Raw genomic sequence first — 15,243 nt, forward strand, 5'->3', positions numbered from 1 at the left:
CTAGTACGAGAGGACCGGAGTGGACGCATCACTGGTGTTCGGGTTGTCATGCCAATGGCACTGCCCGGTAGCTAAATGCGGAAAAGATAAGTGCTGAAAGCATCTAAGCACGAAACTTGCCCCGAGATGAGTTCTCCCTGAGACTTTAAGTCTCCTGAAGGAACGTTGAAGACGACGACGTTGATAGGTCGGGTGTGTAAGCGCAGCGATGCGTTGAGCTAACCGATACTAATGAACCGTGAGGCTTAACCTTACAACGCCGAAGATGTTTTGGCGAAGAGACAGACACGATTTTCAGCCTTGATACAGATTAACAGAATTTGCCTGGCGGCTTTAGCGCGGTGGTCCCACCTGACCCCATGCCGAACTCAGAAGTGAAACGCCGTAGCGCCGATGGTAGTGTGGGGTCTCCCCATGTGAGAGTAGGGAACTGCCAGGCTTCAAATTTAGCGTGCTGATATGGCTCAGTTGGTAGAGCGCACCCTTGGTAAGGGTGAGGTCCCCAGTTCGACTCTGGGTATCAGCACCACTTTATACTTAGGTTAAAGTTCGGCAAGAAGTAAAAGAATTTGTCTGGCGGCTTTAGCGCGGTGGTCCCACCTGACCCCATGCCGAACTCAGAAGTGAAACGCCGTAGCGCCGATGGTAGTGTGGGGTCTCCCCATGTGAGAGTAGGGAACTGCCAGACATCAAATAAGTGAGAAGGCCATCCGAAAGGATGGCCTTTTTGCGTTCATGCGCCGAAAAAAACGGTAGGCCGGGTAAGGCGAAGCCGCCACCCGGCAGAGCTAACGACTAATGAATCACCTGCGACAGGAATGCTCGCGTACGTTCTGACTTCGGATGGGCAAAGAACTCGTCCGGCGGCGCCTGCTCAACAATCTCCCCACGGTCCATAAAGATCACCCGGTCGGCCACGGTTCGCGCAAACCCCATCTCATGCGTGACGCACAGCATGGTCATGCCGGATTGCGCCAGCCCAATCATGGTATCCAGAACCTCCTTCACCATTTCCGGATCGAGGGCAGATGTCGGCTCGTCAAACAGCATAATTTTCGGTTTCATACACAGAGAACGGGCGATAGCCACACGCTGCTGTTGGCCACCCGATATCTGGCCAGGGAACTTATTCGCATGCTCTGCGATACGTACGCGCTCCAGGTAGTGCATGGCTAATGCCTCCGCTTCCTTTTTCGGCATCTTTCGTACCCAAATCGGTGCAAGCGTACAGTTCTGCAGAACGGTCAGGTGCGGAAACAGATTAAAGTGCTGAAAGACCATTCCCACTTCCTGACGAACGCGTTCAATATTGCGGATATCTTCATTCAGCTCGATACCGTCAACCACGATACGTCCTTGCTGATGCTCTTCAAGATGGTTAATGCAGCGAATGGTTGTGGATTTCCCGGATCCGGAAGGGCCGCACAGGACAATGCGCTCTCCCTGCTTGACCTTAAGATTAATGTCCTTCAGGACATGAAACTGTCCGTACCATTTATTCACGTTTTCCAGCGTAATCATCGCGTCGGCGGGTGTCATAGTTATTTGGCTCATAATTTCCTCAGTGCGGTGTACGCCCGGTGTTAAAGCGCTTTTCCAGATGCTGGCTGTAGCGCGACATGCTAAAACAAAAGATCCAGTAGATCAGAGCTGCAAAGACATATCCCTCGGTGGACATACCCAGCCAGACAGGGTCAACGGTTGCCTGCTGCACGCTGCTAAAGAGATCGAACAATCCAATGATGATCACCAGGCTGGTATCCTTGAAGAGGGCAATGATCGTGTTGACCAGCCCTGGAATGACCAGCTTGAGTGCTTGTGGAAGAATGACCAGTCCCTGCGTCTTCCAGTAACCGAGAGCCAGTGATTCCGCCGCTTCGTACTGGCCTTTAGGCAGCGCCTGCAGACCTCCGCGCACAACTTCAGCGACATAGGCGGACTGGAAGAGAATCACCCCCACCAGGGCACGGATCAGCTTGTCGATGGTGGTCCCTTCTGCCATAAACAGCGGCAGCATGACCGACGACATAAACAGAACGGTGATAAGCGGTACGCCGCGCCAGAACTCAATGAAGATAACGGAGAGCACGCGTACGATCGGCATTTTTGAACGCCGCCCCAGAGCAAGTAAAATCCCCCACGGTAGAGCACCGGCTATCCCCACTGAAGCGATAATCAACGTCAGCGTCAGACCGCCCCACTGGCGTGTTTCTACGCGTTCCAGCCCCAGAAAACCGCCATACAACAGTACCCAGACAATAATCGGATAAACCACTGCCCAGACGGCAATATAGCGTCCGCGATGAGGCAGCTTTTTCCAGAACATGGCTGCGACAGAGAGCAGGCCGATAACCAGCGCCAGATTAATCCGCCAGCGCTGTTCATGCGGATACAACCCATACATGAACTGACCGAATCGCTCGTGGATAAACACCCAGCAGGCACCGGCTTTTGTGCAGTCTGCTCGGGTTGAACCGACCCAGTTGGCCTGTAAAAACGCCCAGTTCAGCAGGGGAGGAATCAACTCCCACATGAGCCACAGGCAGAAAATCGTCAGCAGGCTGTTACTCCAGCTGGAGAACAGATTCTTACGCGCCCAGAGAATGAAGCGTCCACCTGTCGAGTTGGCAGGGCGCGAGGAGTGCGACAGTATCGCTTTTGTCATCATAGATCCTTAGCGCTCGACCAGTGCTATACGACGGTTATAAAGGTTCATCAGCAGTGAAATCACCAGGCTGATGATCAGATAGACAGACATCGTGATGGCGATGGTTTCAATGGCTTGTCCGGTCTGGTTAAGCACGGTTCCGGCGAAGAGTGACACCATATCCGGGTAACCAATGGCAGCGGCCAGCGACGAGTTTTTAACAATATTGAGATACTGACTGGTCAGGGGCGGGATGATGACCCGTAAAGCCTGCGGAATGATGACCTGGCGAAGCGTCACGGTATGGGGTAATCCCAGTGAGCGTGCCGCCTCGTGCTGTCCGTAAGGTACGGCCTGGATCCCGGCACGGATAATCTCTGCGATAAACGCGGACGTATAAATCGACAGCGCCAATGTCAGCGCTGCCAGCTCGGGAATTAATACCATCCCGCCCTGAAAGTTAAAGCCACGCAGATGGGGAATGTCCCAGTGCAGCGCGGCCCCAAACAGCCAGTGTGCGATCAGCGGCAGGCTAACGATCAGGACCACAGCCGTTGGCCAGGTTCTACGAAGCTGACCGGTTTTGATCTGGTGCTTGCGATTAAAACGAAATACGCCAACAGAAAGAGCAAGCGCCATCACAATCGCGCCAATGAAAGCGTACAGCCCTTCACCCGTCTGAGGAGAAGGAATGGACAACCCACGGTTACTCAGGAAAAACAGCTCAAACGCGTCGACGGCCTGACGAGGGCCGGGAAGGTTGCGCAGTACGGCGAAATACCAGAAGAAGATCTGCAGGAGCGGGGGGATATTGCGGAACGTCTCGATATAAACAGTCGACAGTTTCCGCAGCAGCCAGTTTTCAGAAAGACGTGCCAGACCAATAAAGAAGCCCAGTATCGACGCGAAGACGATACAAAGCGCCGATACCAACAGCGTATTCAGTAAACCGACCACGAACACGCGTCCATACGTGTCACCTTCCTGGTAATCAATAAGGTGCTGAACAATGCCAAACCCCGCGCTGCGATCTAAAAACGCGAAACCGGAGGTAATGCCACGATTATTCAGGTTGGTAATGGTGTTATGGATGAGATACACGGCGATGAGAACAACCGCAACAATAGCAATAATCTGGAATAGCCAGGCGCGGACCGCGGGATGAGAAAAGGATAGCGATCCTTTTACGGCTGAGCGGCGATGGGACATAAAGAAACCTCAGTAACCATGACTCTGGAGAGGGCACTGCCTGAGCAGTGCCCGTTACAGCTATGACTTAACGTACCGGTGGCGCGTACTGAATACCGCCGTTGTTCCAGAGATTGTTCTGGCCGCGTTTGATCTTCAGCGGGCTTTCCGATCCCACGTTGCGCTCAAAGATCTCAGAGTAGTTGCCCACCTGTTTGATGATGTTGTAGGCCCACTTGTTATCCAGCTTCAGATCCTTGCCGAAATCACCTTCTGTACCGAGCAGGTGTGCCATATCCGGGTTGGATGGCTTAGCGGCTTTCTCATCAACGTTTTTCGAGTTGATGCCCATCTCTTCTGCGTTCAGCATGGCGAACAGCGTCCAGCGAACAATGGAGAACCAGTCTTCATCGCCACGACGTACGACCGGTCCGAGAGGTTCTTTGGAGATCACTTCAGGCAGAACAATCCATTCTGCCGGGTTGCTCAGCTTAATACGTAAGGCATACAGCTGTGACTGGTCAGAGGCCAGCGTGTCGCAACGGCCGGACTCCAGCGCTTTGGCCGACTCATCCGAGCGGTCGAATGTCACTGGGGTGTATTTCATGTTGTTTGCTTTGAAATAATCCGCGACGTTCAGCTCGGTATCGGTGCCCGCCTGAATACAAACGGTGGCACCATCCAGCTCTTTGGCGCTTTTCAGGCCTGCTTTATTGTGGGTCAGGAAGCCGATGCCGTCATAATAGGTCACGCCCGTAAATGACATCCCCATGCCTGCATCACGGGAGGACGTCCAGGTGGTATTACGGGAGAGCATGTCGACCTCGCCGGACTGCAGCGCCGTAAAGCGTTCTTTCGCCGTCAGCGGGGTGTATTTTACTTTGCTGTCATCACCAAAAACGGCGGCAGCAACGCCACGGCAGACGTCCACATCGATACCGGTAAATTTGCCGTTCGCATCGGCATAAGAGAAGCCAGGCAAACCGTCACTGATACCGCATTGAACAAAACCTTTCTTTTTAACGGCATCCAGTGTCGTTCCCGCATGGGCTTGACCGGCTACGGCAAACAACATGCCTGCAGCGGCCAGGCTGGCTATCATCGTCTTTTTCATAATGCATCCTGTGTGGCGAAATTTATCGTTATAGAGGCGTTTTTAAACGCTTAACCTGTCTGTGGCTTTGGCCAACGTTTATAAAGCAAACGTAATGCCAGTTTTGCGTTCGACAAAATAAGAGACGAGTGAACGCTTAATGGTGAGTGTAGACAGGCTTAAATAAAACGAGCGCCCTGAAATGGTGCGAAATTACAACCTGTGCCACAAATCGGAGCAAAAGTTATGCGTCGGGTCAGGAAAAAAGGGAGATAGTTTCCAGAGTGAATATTGGCAGGGTATTCAATAATATTAATGTGTGAAAATCATCACGATAGAATAAGTAATTTGAATGAGTATGCGAAAAAGATGTGACTGACTTCAGGCTTAGATTAATTACGTGAATAAATACGGGGCTATTTTTTTACTTATTTGAAAATACTGCACTCATTAAAAGCAAAAGCGCGGCCAGAGCCGCGCTTTCTTAACAGATGTTACTTCGTCAGGGCAACAATACCCAGCGTCAAACCCGCTACTGCGGCAGCACCGCCAGCGATAGCACCCGCAGTTTCCCAGTTATCCTGGGTGGTGCCTTTCATACAGGTATTGGTATGAACCAGTCGGCCCTGGTCATCGTAAACCGGTACACATGGAGAGTCGTGCGCGCAACCAGCCAGCAGCGCAGCGAGAAGTGCAACGGAAATGAATCTTTTCATGATGTTACCTCAGTATTATTTCTCATCCGCTATAAAGCCAGGAGGGCTATTAACGAACTGGAGGTTATTTTACCACCGGGGTAAGTCCTCGTTACACGAGGAATAATCTCAAATTATGTAGTTTGTAAAAATCGTGGAGAAAAATCGGTTTCAGGAGGAATTAATGGAGACATTATGGAGCTGCAAGAGACTGTTTTTACTTAATGCAAATCATCATGTTTTTAACACTGCCTTTATGTAAAGCGTAATTCATTGTTTATGTTAAAAATAAAAAAAGCACCAAAGGTGCCTTTTCGGGGGAATATTACTCTTTATGGTGAGTAAACCGTCGCCGAACAACCACAAAGAAGACGGGCACGAAGAAAATCGCCAGAAGCGTTGCGGAAAGCATTCCCCCCATAACGCCCGTACCGACGGCGTTTTGTGCACCGCTCCCGGCACCGGAGCTGATCACCAGCGGCATGACGCCAAGGATAAAGGCCAGAGACGTCATCAGGATCGGTCGAAGGCGCATCCTGGAAGCTTCCAGCGTGGCTTCAATAATGCCTTTGCCTTCTTTCTCCATCAGGTCTTTAGCAAATTCGACGATCAGGATGGCATTTTTCGCCGATAAACCAATCGTCGTCAGCAGGCCGACCTGGAAATAGACGTCATTGTTTAACCCGCGCAGCGATGCTGCGAGAAGCGCCCCAATGACCCCCAGCGGTACAACCAGCATAACGGAGAACGGAATGGACCAGCTTTCATACAGCGCTGCCAGACACAGGAACACCACGATCAGCGAAATGGCGTACAGTGCAGGCGCCTGGTTACCCGAGAGCCGCTCCTGATAGGACATTCCGGTCCAGTCATAGCCGATGCCGGAAGGCAGTTTTGCCGCGAGACTTTCCATCATAACCATGGCCTCACCGGTACTTTTACCCGGGGCTGATTCACCGAGGATCTCCATAGAGGGCATCCCGTTATAGCGCTCCAGGCGAGGTGAACCATAGACCCAATGAGCATTGCTAAAGGCAGAGAACGGGACCATTTCTCCATTCGCGCTGCGCACGTAGAGGTTGTTAATATCGCCTGGCAACATACGGAATTTGGCGTCGGCCTGTACGTAGACCTTTTTCACGCGCCCATGATCGATAAAGTCGTTCACATAGGTGCCACCTAATGCTGTCGAAATCGTCTGGTTGACGTCAGAAAGGCTGACGCCCAGCGCCTGGGCTTTCTCCTGATCGACATCCAGTTTGAACTGAGGCGTATCTTCAAGACCGTTAGGGCGCACGCGAACCAGCAGATCAGGGTGCTCTTTCACCATGCTGAGCAGTTGGTTACGCGCCTGCGTCAGTTGGGTATGCCCCAGGTTAGCCTGATCGATCAATTCAAAGTCGAAGCCCGTGGCGGTACCCAGCTCAATAATTGCAGGCAGGTTAAACGGGAAAACAAGGCCATCTTTAATCTGACTGAAGGCTTTCGTCGCGCGGCCCACAATGGCTTCGACACCATTTTCCGACCCAGGGCGCTCCTCCCAGGGCTTCAGGCTGACGAATGCAATACCGGAGTTCTGACCCTGGCCGCTAAAGCTAAAGCCGTTTACGGTAAAGACGGATTCAACGTTCGCCTTCTCTTTGTTCAGGTAGTAGTCCTGAACCTGGTCGAGGACCTGCTGAGTACGCGTCTGGGTTGCACCTGCCGGGAGTTGAACCATCGTCATAAACACCCCCTGATCCTCTTCGGGCAGGAAGGAGGTGGGTAGGCGCAGGAAGAGTACCGCCATCCCACCGACAATAATGACGTACACCACCAGATAGCGCCCTGTCTTACGCAAAATACCGCTCACGCTGTTGCTGTAGTGCTCCACGCTTTTATCAAAGAGCGCGTTAAACCAGCCGAAGAAGCCCCCTTTTTTCTCATGATGGTCGCCGGATACGGGCTTAAGCAACGTTGCGCAGAGTGCGGGCGTCAGGATGAGCGCAACCAGTACGGACAACGCCATAGCGGAAACGATAGTCAGCGAGAACTGGCGATAGATCGCCCCCGTCGAGCCACCAAAAAAGGCCATCGGAATAAAGACCGCCGAGAGCACCATGGCGATCCCGACCAGTGCGCCCTGGATCTGCTCCATCGACTTCTGCGTAGCCTCTTTCGGCGGCAGCTTATCCTCGACCATGACACGTTCGACGTTCTCAACGACCACGATAGCGTCATCGACCAGCAGACCTATAGCCAGCACCATGCCGAACATCGTCAGGGTATTGATGGAGAAACCAAACGCCGCCAGAACCGCAAAGGTACCCAGCAGAACGACCGGCACCGCGATAGTCGGGATGAGCGTCGCCCGCAGGTTTTGCAGGAACAGGTACATGACCAGGAAGACGAGAACGATCGCTTCAAACAGGGTCTTCACCACTTCGTGAATGGAGATTTTCACAAAAGGCGTGGTGTCATAGGGATAAACAACTTTCAGCCCCTGTGGGAAGAACTGCTGCAGCTGTGCCAGCTTGCTTTTGATGGCTGCCGCAGTGTCCAGCGCATTTGCCCCGGTTGCCAGCTTAATCCCCAGACCGGTTGCCGCCTGCCCGTTGATTTTAGTGACCATGTTGTAGTTTTCGCCGCCCAGCTCAATACGAGCCACGTCCTTCAGATGAACCATCGAGCCGTCCTGGTTCACCTTGAGCGTCACGCGGCCAAACTCTTCCGGTGATTTCAGGCGGGTTTGCGCGATGATCGAGGCATTCAGCTGTTGCCCGGGAATGGACGGCGTTCCGCCCAGCTGGCCTGCCGCTATCTGATCGTTCTGGGTTTTCAGCTGGTTGATAATATCCAGCGGCGTCAGCTGGTATTTATTCATCGCGTTGCTGTCGAGCCAGATGCGCATCGCATACTGAGCGCCAAACAGCTGAACGTCACCGACACCAGACGTGCGGCTGATGGCATCTTTGACGTTTGAGGCGACATAGTCAGAGATGTCATTCTGCGTAAGGTTTTTGTTGTCTGAAACAAAACCGGCGACCAGCAGGAAGCTGCTGCTGGATTTCTCCACGCCAATCCCTTGCTGCTGAACCTCTTGCGGCAGCAGCGGCATGGCGAGCTGTAGCTTGTTCTGCACCTGCACCTGAGCGATGTCCGGGTCGGTGCCTGACTCGAAGGTCAGGGTGATGGTGACGTTACCCGCTGAATCGCTGGTGGAGGACATATACATCAGGTTATCGATACCATTCATGTTCTGTTCGATAACCTGGGTCACGGTATCCTGCACCGTTTGAGCGTCCGCTCCCGGGTAGGTCGCGGAAATCGCCACGGCGGGAGGGGCGATGGTCGGATACTGTGCGACCGGAAGTTTGAGAATGGCCAGCCCGCCTGCAATCATCAGGATGATGGCAAGTACCCAGGCGAAAACCGGTCTCTGAATAAAGAAGTTAGCCATGTCGTCGTCCCTTAACCGGCTGGAGTCGTGGTGGTATCCGGCGTGGCGACGACGGTTACCCCCGGTCTGACTTTCTGTAGCCCGCTGACAATCACGCGGTCACCGTTTTTCAGCCCTTCCGTCACCAGCCAGCGATCGCCAATTGCCTGCGGGGCGACGACGGTACGCGGCTCAACCTGGTTTTTATCGTTCACCACCAGGACGGTTGCATCACCTCGCGGTGTGCGGGTCACGCCTTGCTGGGGAACCAGAATCGCGTCCGGCTGGGTACCTTCATCGATGCGGGCGCGAACAAACATGCCGGGTAACAGCAGATGCTGAGGGTTCGGGAAAATGGCGCGCAGGGTAATCGAGCCGGTACTTTCATCGACCGTGACGTCAGAGAACTGCAAGGTGCCTTTCAGCGGGTAGGGCTGCCCGTTCTCCATCAGTAGCTCAACGCTGCTGGCGGTATCGCCTTTTTGCAGGCTAGTCTGTTTCAGGCGCATAAAATCATTACTGGACTGGGTGACATCGACATAAATCGGATCGAGCTGCTGGACCGTTGCCAGCGCTGCGGCCTGTCCGTTCGTCACAAGTGCCCCTTCGGTCACGCTGGATTTCCCGATACGACCATCAACAGGAGAGGTCACTTTGGTGTAGGCAAGGTTGATACGTGCGCTTTCAACGCCGGCTTTCGCGGCAACCACGCTGGCATCTGCCTGCTGAGCCGTCGCCACGGCCTGGTCATACTCCTGCTTACTGACATATTGGGTGCCTACCAGCGGGAGATAGCGTTTTACCGTCAGGTGCGCAATATTGGCCGCCGCCTGAGCCTTCGCCAGTTCGCCTTTCGCGCTGTCATAGGCTGCCTGATAGGTCGCAGGATCAATCTGGTAAAGTGACTCACCCGCTTTTACATCGCTACCTTCCGCGAAGTTGCGGCGAAGGATAATGCCGCTAACCTGAGGACGAACCTCCGCAACGCGAAATGCATCTGTTCTGCCCGGGAGTTCAGTGGTGACAGCCAGAGGTGCGCTTTTCACAATGTGCACGCTGACCTGAGGCGCCTGCAGGTGTTGTTGTTGATTTTCCTGACCATCGCATCCAGTGAGCAGTACCGCGCAGACAATGAAACCGGATAAGGGCAAGCGTCTGAAATGATTCGTCATTACTGTTCCTTTAAATACCCATTAACCGATATATGCCGCGAACCGGTAGCTGGGGCAGAGGGATAAAAAATAAAATGTAGCTGCGTATAATAATGAGGGTATTTAATGTTTTTTAATTTATAAGTGCGAATGACCATGCTTCTGGAGAAAATCAGAATCAGACCTGGTCCATTCCGGGATATACTTCAGGCATGTTAATCAGGTAAATGGGGTTTATGTTGTTTGGTTATTCATCCCGTCAATTTAATTGACTCGATGTATTTGTATTAATTATAAATTAAGAGAGGTGACTTTTTTTGTGCAAAATTAAAACGGATTTTAGTGAATACTTACATTTGCATGAACGCAATATTACCTTTAAACCTTGTGAGTAACGAGTAGTTGCCTATGGCGCGTAAAAAGAAAGAAGAGGCTCAACAAACCCGGCAGCAGCTGATTGAGGCGGCTATAGGACAGTTTGCGACGCGTGGCGTAGCCAGTACGACGCTGACGGATATCGCTGATGCTGCAAAGGTGACGCGCGGCGCGATCTACTGGCACTTCACCAGCAAATCAGAAATATTTAATGCCATCTGGGAACAGCAATTACCGCTTCGCGACATTATTCGTGACAGGCTTTCCCTTTCCGATAGCGACGACCCATTGTTAAAACTTCGTGAGCAATTTATTACTGCGCTGCAGTATATTGCCCGTGAACCCCGGCAATGTGCGCTTTTACAAATTCTGTATCATAAGTGTGAATTTAGCAGTGATATGATTTCAGAGCGTGAAATCAGAAACCGCATTGGATTCAATGATGACACGCTACGCGCCACGCTGGAGACCTGTATTTCGCAGAATATCATTTCGCCAAAGGTGAATGTTGATCTCACCTTGATTGTATTCCACGGTTTTTTTAGCGGAATAATTAAAAACTGGTTAATGAATAACGACAGTTTTAATCTTTATCAGCAGGCTCCCGCTCTGGTTGATAGCATACTGGCGACACTCCCTGTCATCCGCGTGTCGCCTGATGAGGATGCTTACAGCTCAGCGCCAGGTAACATTTCCCCTCGGGCACAAAGTGCTTCTATGGTCTGCGCGCTGGTGGGTTTACCTAACAGATAACCCTGAAGGGTGTTACAGCCCAGCTCGGTTAAAAAGGCTTGCTGTGCTTCGGTTTCCACACCTTCTGCCACGACTTTCAGGTTAAGCGTTTTGGCAAGGGCGACAATCGCTGAGACAATAGTGGCATCCTCGCTTTCGCCGCTGAGCTCTTTCACAAACGCCCTGTCGATTTTCAATTCACAGGCCGGTAACCGCTTGAGATACAGCAGGCTCGAATATCCGGTGCCAAAATCATCAATGGAGGCCTTCACGCCCGCATCCGTTAGCTCTGTCAGCACTCGAACGCTCTCATCCGGGTTGCTCATCGCGGTGGTTTCCGTCACTTCGAGGATCAACATTTCCGGTGGAACTTGGTGAAGAGTCAGGCAGTCAAGAACCGTTTTCACCAGCGAAGGTTGTTCAAACTGCAGTGTCGACAGGTTTACCGCCATTGACCAGCTTTGATGACCCTGAAGATGCCATTCCCGCAGCTGGCGACAGGCTTCATTAATCACCCAGTTGCCAATGGGGATGATCAGCCCCGTTTTTTCCGCCAGCGGCAGAAAAAGCTCCGGCGTCAGTAACCCCTGCTTAGGATGCTGCCAGCGCAATAACGCCTCGAATCCGAGGACAGGACCCGCGGGGGCGTGAAATTTTGGCTGATACAGCAGGCACAGCTCATTGCGATCGATCGCCATCCACAGATCGTTCATTAACTGGAGATGGGTCTGCGCCAGGGTGTTCATAGAGGGCTGGAAAAAGTGGTAACCGTTACGGCCCATATGCTTCGTGTGATACATCGCCGCGTCGGCGTTAAACATCAGTTCACGCTCAGTTTTGCCGTCGTGAGGGTACAGTGCGATACCAATGCTGAGAGTCACCACCAGTTCATAGGGGCCGAGATTGAACGGGCTATCGATCGCGCGGACCAGCGAATTTGCCAGCGATGCCGCGTCGTCCGGACCTTCTCCCTCTGTCAGCAGAACAAACTCATCACCGCCGATACGTGCAAGGGTGAACTGGCCTTTCAGGAGAAGCAGCAGACGCTGTGTAACGGCGACCAGCAGCCTGTCACCGACATCATGGCCGTAGGCGTCATTGATGGCTTTAAAGCCGTCGAGATCCATGAACATCAGGGCAAAGTGATTCCCTTCACGATCGGCTTTGCTGATGGCCTGATCGAGTCTGTCTTCCAGAAGGATACGATTGGGCAGACGCGTCAGGGTATCGTGCAGCGCCAGTTGAGCGAGTTCCCGGTTAGCTTCTGCCAGCGACGAGGCCAGAAGGGCGGTACGTGCCTGAAGGCGGGCATCCAGCATCGACACCAGCAGGGTGATCCCAAGAATAGAGAGGGCGACAACGCTGACCAGCACCGCCAGCCAGCTCCCGTTAATCCCCTCATGATGAACCATTGTGGACATGGGAAACTGCGCCGCTTTCATCCCGGCATAGTGCATACCGGCAATGGCAATCCCCATCGTGATGGCGGCCCCCATACGCATCAGCACGACCTGTGCGGCTTCGCGACGCAGGCGGAAGGTCAGCCATAGTGCCGCGAGAGAAGCGGCAAGCGCAATCGCGACCGAGATGGCCACCCAGACCTTGTCCCAGATAATCCCCGGCATCACTTCCAGCGCCGCCATGCCGGTGTAATGCATAGCAACAATACCGCTCCCCATCACCAGCGCGCCGGGCAGCAGTCGGCGCAGGCGTAATTGCTCGCAGCTCACGAGCCATAGCGCAAACAGTGATGAACCCACGGCGATGACCATGGATAACACCGTCAGGGTGGCGTTGTAGCTCATGCTCATGGAGAGGTCCATCGCCAGCATGCCGATAAAGTGCATGGCCCACACGCCAATACCCATTGCAATGCCGCCGCCAGCCAGCCAGACGCGGGCAGCGACGCCCTCACTCCCGGCGACGCGTGCAGCCATGTTCAGCGCGGTATACGCCGCAAGGATGGCAACAACAAAGGAGAGGACGACAAGGATATGGTTGTATTGGCTGACCAGCATGGACGGTTCTACTCGAGTGTGGGGTTACGCTAGAGCGGTTGAGAAGGGCGAGACATTATCACCGTCAGGTAATGGCTCAAAGGGATTTAAATCCCCGTTTTTAGTGGGTAATAATGGTGTGATTTGCGCAATCGGGCGGTTAGTCGAGCTCGGAGCAGTTCACGAGTTTCAGCGGATTGACGGAGTTCATATTGCGACACTTATCGGTTTCGGTACTCATCAGTTCAATCCACTGCATCAGGAGTGCATCGAAAATGAGAACGGAGATTGCAAAGACAATCAGCCACCAGTATTTACGAATCATTGTGTCATTCCGCGAGAAGAGCGCCTGTAGGATGGGGAAAAATATACACGAAAAACCGTGGTTTAAAAGCGGGAGAAGCGAAGGTTTACACTGCGTTGACGGAGAGGTACAGGTAATAAAAAAGGCGCTTCCCCATGCCGAAGAGCGCCTTTTTAAACAAGCATTTAACTGATTAGTATCAGTTCATGCCGTATTTTTTCAGTTTCTTACGCAGAGTACCACGGTTGATACCCATCATCAGCGCAGCGCGGGTTTGGTTACCGCGGGTGTATTGCATCACCATGTCCAACAGTGGCTGTTCAACTTCAGCCAGTACCAGCTCATACAGGTCATTAACATCCTGACCGTTCAGTTGAGCAAAATAGTTCTTCAGTGCCTGTTTAACCGAGTCACGCAGGGGCTTTTGAGTTACCTGGTCCTGAGAGTTAACGGTAGAAACGGTCAGTACGTCAGAATTTACGCGTTGTTCGAACATAGTTCTGTCAGCTCTTTATTTCATTACGCAAGATTTTCGAAGTATGCCTCCAACGCCTCCAGCTGTACGCTGGCATCCTCTATGGCGTTGAATGTGCGCCGAAACTGGTCATCTGGAGCGTGCTCCTGGAGATACCAGGAGACGTGTTTACGCGCAATTCGGTACCCTTTTGCCTGACCGTAGTGGTCATGCAGTTCCCGAACATGCGAACAAAGCAAGCGCTTAACCTCTGCCAGAGGCAGCGGGGCAAGCAGCTCCCCAGTGTCCAGATAATGCTGGATTTCCCGGAAGATCCAGGGTCTTCCCTGAGCGGCACGTCCTATCATCAGAGCATCAGCTCCCGTATAGTCGAGTACAGCTCTGGCTTTAAGCGGGTCAGTTATGTCGCCATTCGCGATAATCGGAATGGAAACTTTCTGCTTAACTGCCCGAATGCTGTCGTATTCAGCTTCACCGTTGAACAAACAGGCGCGAGTGCGTCCATGAATGGTCAGGGCCTGAATGCCACAGTCTTCGGCCAGTTGGGCAATCTCTACACAGTTACGGTGTTCCGGCGACCAACCCGTGCGAATCTTCAACGTAACAGGAACGTCCACTGCGCTGACAACCGCCGTCAGGATAGCTTTCACCTGGTCGGGGTATTGCAGAAGGGCTGAACCTGCAAGCTTGCGATTCACCTTTTTGGCCGGGCACCCCATATTGATATCAATAATCTGGGCACCACTTTCCACGTTAATCCGCGCGGCATCTGCCATCTCTTCAGGCACGCTTCCGGCAATTTGCACGGTGCGAATACCTGGTTCATCAACGTGCACCATCCGAAGGCGGGATTTATCGCTTTCCCAAACCTGCGGGTTAGACGACATCATCTCGGATACGGTTAAACCGGCTCCCATCTCATAGCACAGCGTCCTGAACGGCCGGTCTGTAATACCTGCCATAGGGGCTGCGATCAGGCGATTTCTAAGCTGGTGGTGTCCGATGCGCATGAGTTAAGAAATGACCATACTGTGACTGCAAGGCGGCGTATATTACGCATTTTTTGCACGAGATGAAAGGCCAAACTTTGAACAATCCACTGTTGTAGATCAAGGAATCGCCGCTCAATCTTTCCGTTCAAAATTATTCATTATTTAAATCATTATGT

General features: G+C 52.7%; 12 protein-coding genes, 1 tRNA gene and 3 rRNA genes. 5 read left to right on the plus strand and 11 right to left on the minus strand.

Features of this window, described 5'->3' with window-relative positions; genetic code table 11:
- The 4 genes from AC0TN7_RS12185 to rrf (AC0TN7_RS12200) form a co-directional block, all read left to right on the plus strand.
- Window positions 1-253: ribosomal RNA gene (locus AC0TN7_RS12185) — 23S ribosomal RNA — on the plus strand; the annotation flags it as partial.
- A gap of 70 nt (window positions 254-323) precedes the next feature.
- Window positions 324-439: ribosomal RNA gene (gene rrf / locus AC0TN7_RS12190) — 5S ribosomal RNA — on the plus strand.
- Between the two features lie 14 nt (window positions 440-453).
- Window positions 454-529 (plus strand) — tRNA-Thr (locus AC0TN7_RS12195).
- Window positions 530-572: 43 nt separating this feature from the next.
- Window positions 573-688: ribosomal RNA gene (rrf, locus tag AC0TN7_RS12200) — 5S ribosomal RNA — on the plus strand.
- Window positions 689-795: 107 nt separating this feature from the next.
- Here the strand turns inward: rrf (AC0TN7_RS12200) and AC0TN7_RS12205 are convergent.
- From AC0TN7_RS12205 to AC0TN7_RS12235, 7 genes are all read right to left on the minus strand, one after another.
- Window positions 796-1,554 (minus strand): amino acid ABC transporter ATP-binding protein, encoded by a 759-nt coding sequence (locus tag AC0TN7_RS12205; RefSeq protein WP_014171880.1) that lies wholly within the window; start codon window positions 1,552-1,554, stop codon window positions 796-798.
- 7 nt (window positions 1,555-1,561) lie between these two features.
- Window positions 1,562-2,665, minus strand: a complete 1,104-nt coding sequence (locus AC0TN7_RS12210; RefSeq protein ID WP_024906307.1) for an amino acid ABC transporter permease — start codon at window positions 2,663-2,665, stop codon at window positions 1,562-1,564.
- Window positions 2,666-2,674: 9 nt separating this feature from the next.
- Complete coding sequence (locus tag AC0TN7_RS12215) at window positions 2,675-3,856, minus strand: amino acid ABC transporter permease (RefSeq protein WP_024906308.1); 1,182 nt, start codon at window positions 3,854-3,856, stop codon at window positions 2,675-2,677.
- 67 nt (window positions 3,857-3,923) lie between these two features.
- Complete coding sequence (locus tag AC0TN7_RS12220) at window positions 3,924-4,949, minus strand: amino acid ABC transporter substrate-binding protein (RefSeq protein WP_024906309.1); 1,026 nt, start codon at window positions 4,947-4,949, stop codon at window positions 3,924-3,926.
- A 473-nt stretch (window positions 4,950-5,422) separates the two neighbouring features.
- Complete coding sequence (locus tag AC0TN7_RS12225) at window positions 5,423-5,644, minus strand: lipoprotein (RefSeq protein ID WP_008502867.1); 222 nt, start codon at window positions 5,642-5,644, stop codon at window positions 5,423-5,425.
- 304 nt (window positions 5,645-5,948) lie between these two features.
- Window positions 5,949-9,062 (minus strand): efflux RND transporter permease subunit, encoded by a 3,114-nt coding sequence (locus AC0TN7_RS12230; RefSeq protein WP_024906310.1) that lies wholly within the window; start codon window positions 9,060-9,062, stop codon window positions 5,949-5,951.
- 11 nt (window positions 9,063-9,073) lie between these two features.
- Window positions 9,074-10,213 (minus strand): efflux RND transporter periplasmic adaptor subunit, encoded by a 1,140-nt coding sequence (locus AC0TN7_RS12235; RefSeq protein ID WP_024906311.1) that lies wholly within the window; start codon window positions 10,211-10,213, stop codon window positions 9,074-9,076.
- Window positions 10,214-10,600: 387 nt separating this feature from the next.
- Between AC0TN7_RS12235 and envR the strand changes: the two genes are divergently transcribed.
- Complete coding sequence (gene envR / locus AC0TN7_RS12240) at window positions 10,601-11,320, plus strand: acrEF/envCD operon transcriptional regulator (RefSeq protein WP_024906312.1); 720 nt, start codon at window positions 10,601-10,603, stop codon at window positions 11,318-11,320.
- Here the strand turns inward: envR and AC0TN7_RS12245 are convergent.
- From AC0TN7_RS12245 to dusB, 4 genes are all read right to left on the minus strand, one after another.
- Complete coding sequence (locus AC0TN7_RS12245) at window positions 11,236-13,317, minus strand: putative bifunctional diguanylate cyclase/phosphodiesterase (RefSeq protein WP_463727349.1); 2,082 nt, start codon at window positions 13,315-13,317, stop codon at window positions 11,236-11,238. The two genes, envR and AC0TN7_RS12245, sit on opposite strands and share 85 nt — an antisense overlap.
- A gap of 139 nt (window positions 13,318-13,456) precedes the next feature.
- Window positions 13,457-13,621 carry a DUF2556 family protein gene (locus AC0TN7_RS12250; protein ID WP_024906314.1) on the minus strand — a complete coding sequence of 55 codons (165 nt, stop codon included), beginning with the start codon at window positions 13,619-13,621 and terminating at the stop codon, window positions 13,457-13,459.
- A 178-nt stretch (window positions 13,622-13,799) separates the two neighbouring features.
- Window positions 13,800-14,096 carry a DNA-binding transcriptional regulator Fis gene (gene fis / locus AC0TN7_RS12255; protein WP_000462905.1) on the minus strand — a complete coding sequence of 99 codons (297 nt, stop codon included), beginning with the start codon at window positions 14,094-14,096 and terminating at the stop codon, window positions 13,800-13,802.
- A gap of 23 nt (window positions 14,097-14,119) precedes the next feature.
- Complete coding sequence (gene dusB, locus AC0TN7_RS12260) at window positions 14,120-15,085, minus strand: tRNA dihydrouridine synthase DusB (RefSeq protein WP_023309409.1); 966 nt, start codon at window positions 15,083-15,085, stop codon at window positions 14,120-14,122.
- Window positions 15,086-15,243: the final 158 nt, after the last annotated feature.

It is taken from the genome of Enterobacter sp. PL_is511 (assembly GCF_055816065.1).

Bases quoted from the DNA above. Each gene is read 5' to 3' on its own strand.
- AC0TN7_RS12205 (WP_014171880.1), bottom strand. From the start codon at position 1,554: ATGAGCCAAATAACTATGACACCCGCCGACGCGATGATTACGCTGGAA.
- AC0TN7_RS12210 (WP_024906307.1), bottom strand. From the start codon at position 2,665: ATGACAAAAGCGATACTGTCGCACTCCTCGCGCCCTGCCAACTCGACA.
- AC0TN7_RS12215 (WP_024906308.1), bottom strand. From the start codon at position 3,856: ATGTCCCATCGCCGCTCAGCCGTAAAAGGATCGCTATCCTTTTCTCAT.
- AC0TN7_RS12220 (WP_024906309.1), bottom strand. From the start codon at position 4,949: ATGAAAAAGACGATGATAGCCAGCCTGGCCGCTGCAGGCATGTTGTTT.
- AC0TN7_RS12225 (WP_008502867.1), bottom strand. From the start codon at position 5,644: ATGAAAAGATTCATTTCCGTTGCACTTCTCGCTGCGCTGCTGGCTGGT.
- AC0TN7_RS12230 (WP_024906310.1), bottom strand. From the start codon at position 9,062: ATGGCTAACTTCTTTATTCAGAGACCGGTTTTCGCCTGGGTACTTGCC.
- AC0TN7_RS12235 (WP_024906311.1), bottom strand. From the start codon at position 10,213: ATGACGAATCATTTCAGACGCTTGCCCTTATCCGGTTTCATTGTCTGC.
- envR (WP_024906312.1), top strand. From the start codon at position 10,601: ATGGCGCGTAAAAAGAAAGAAGAGGCTCAACAAACCCGGCAGCAGCTG.
- AC0TN7_RS12245 (WP_463727349.1), bottom strand. From the start codon at position 13,317: ATGCTGGTCAGCCAATACAACCATATCCTTGTCGTCCTCTCCTTTGTT.
- AC0TN7_RS12250 (WP_024906314.1), bottom strand. From the start codon at position 13,621: ATGATTCGTAAATACTGGTGGCTGATTGTCTTTGCAATCTCCGTTCTC.
- fis (WP_000462905.1), bottom strand. From the start codon at position 14,096: ATGTTCGAACAACGCGTAAATTCTGACGTACTGACCGTTTCTACCGTT.
- dusB (WP_023309409.1), bottom strand. From the start codon at position 15,085: ATGCGCATCGGACACCACCAGCTTAGAAATCGCCTGATCGCAGCCCCT.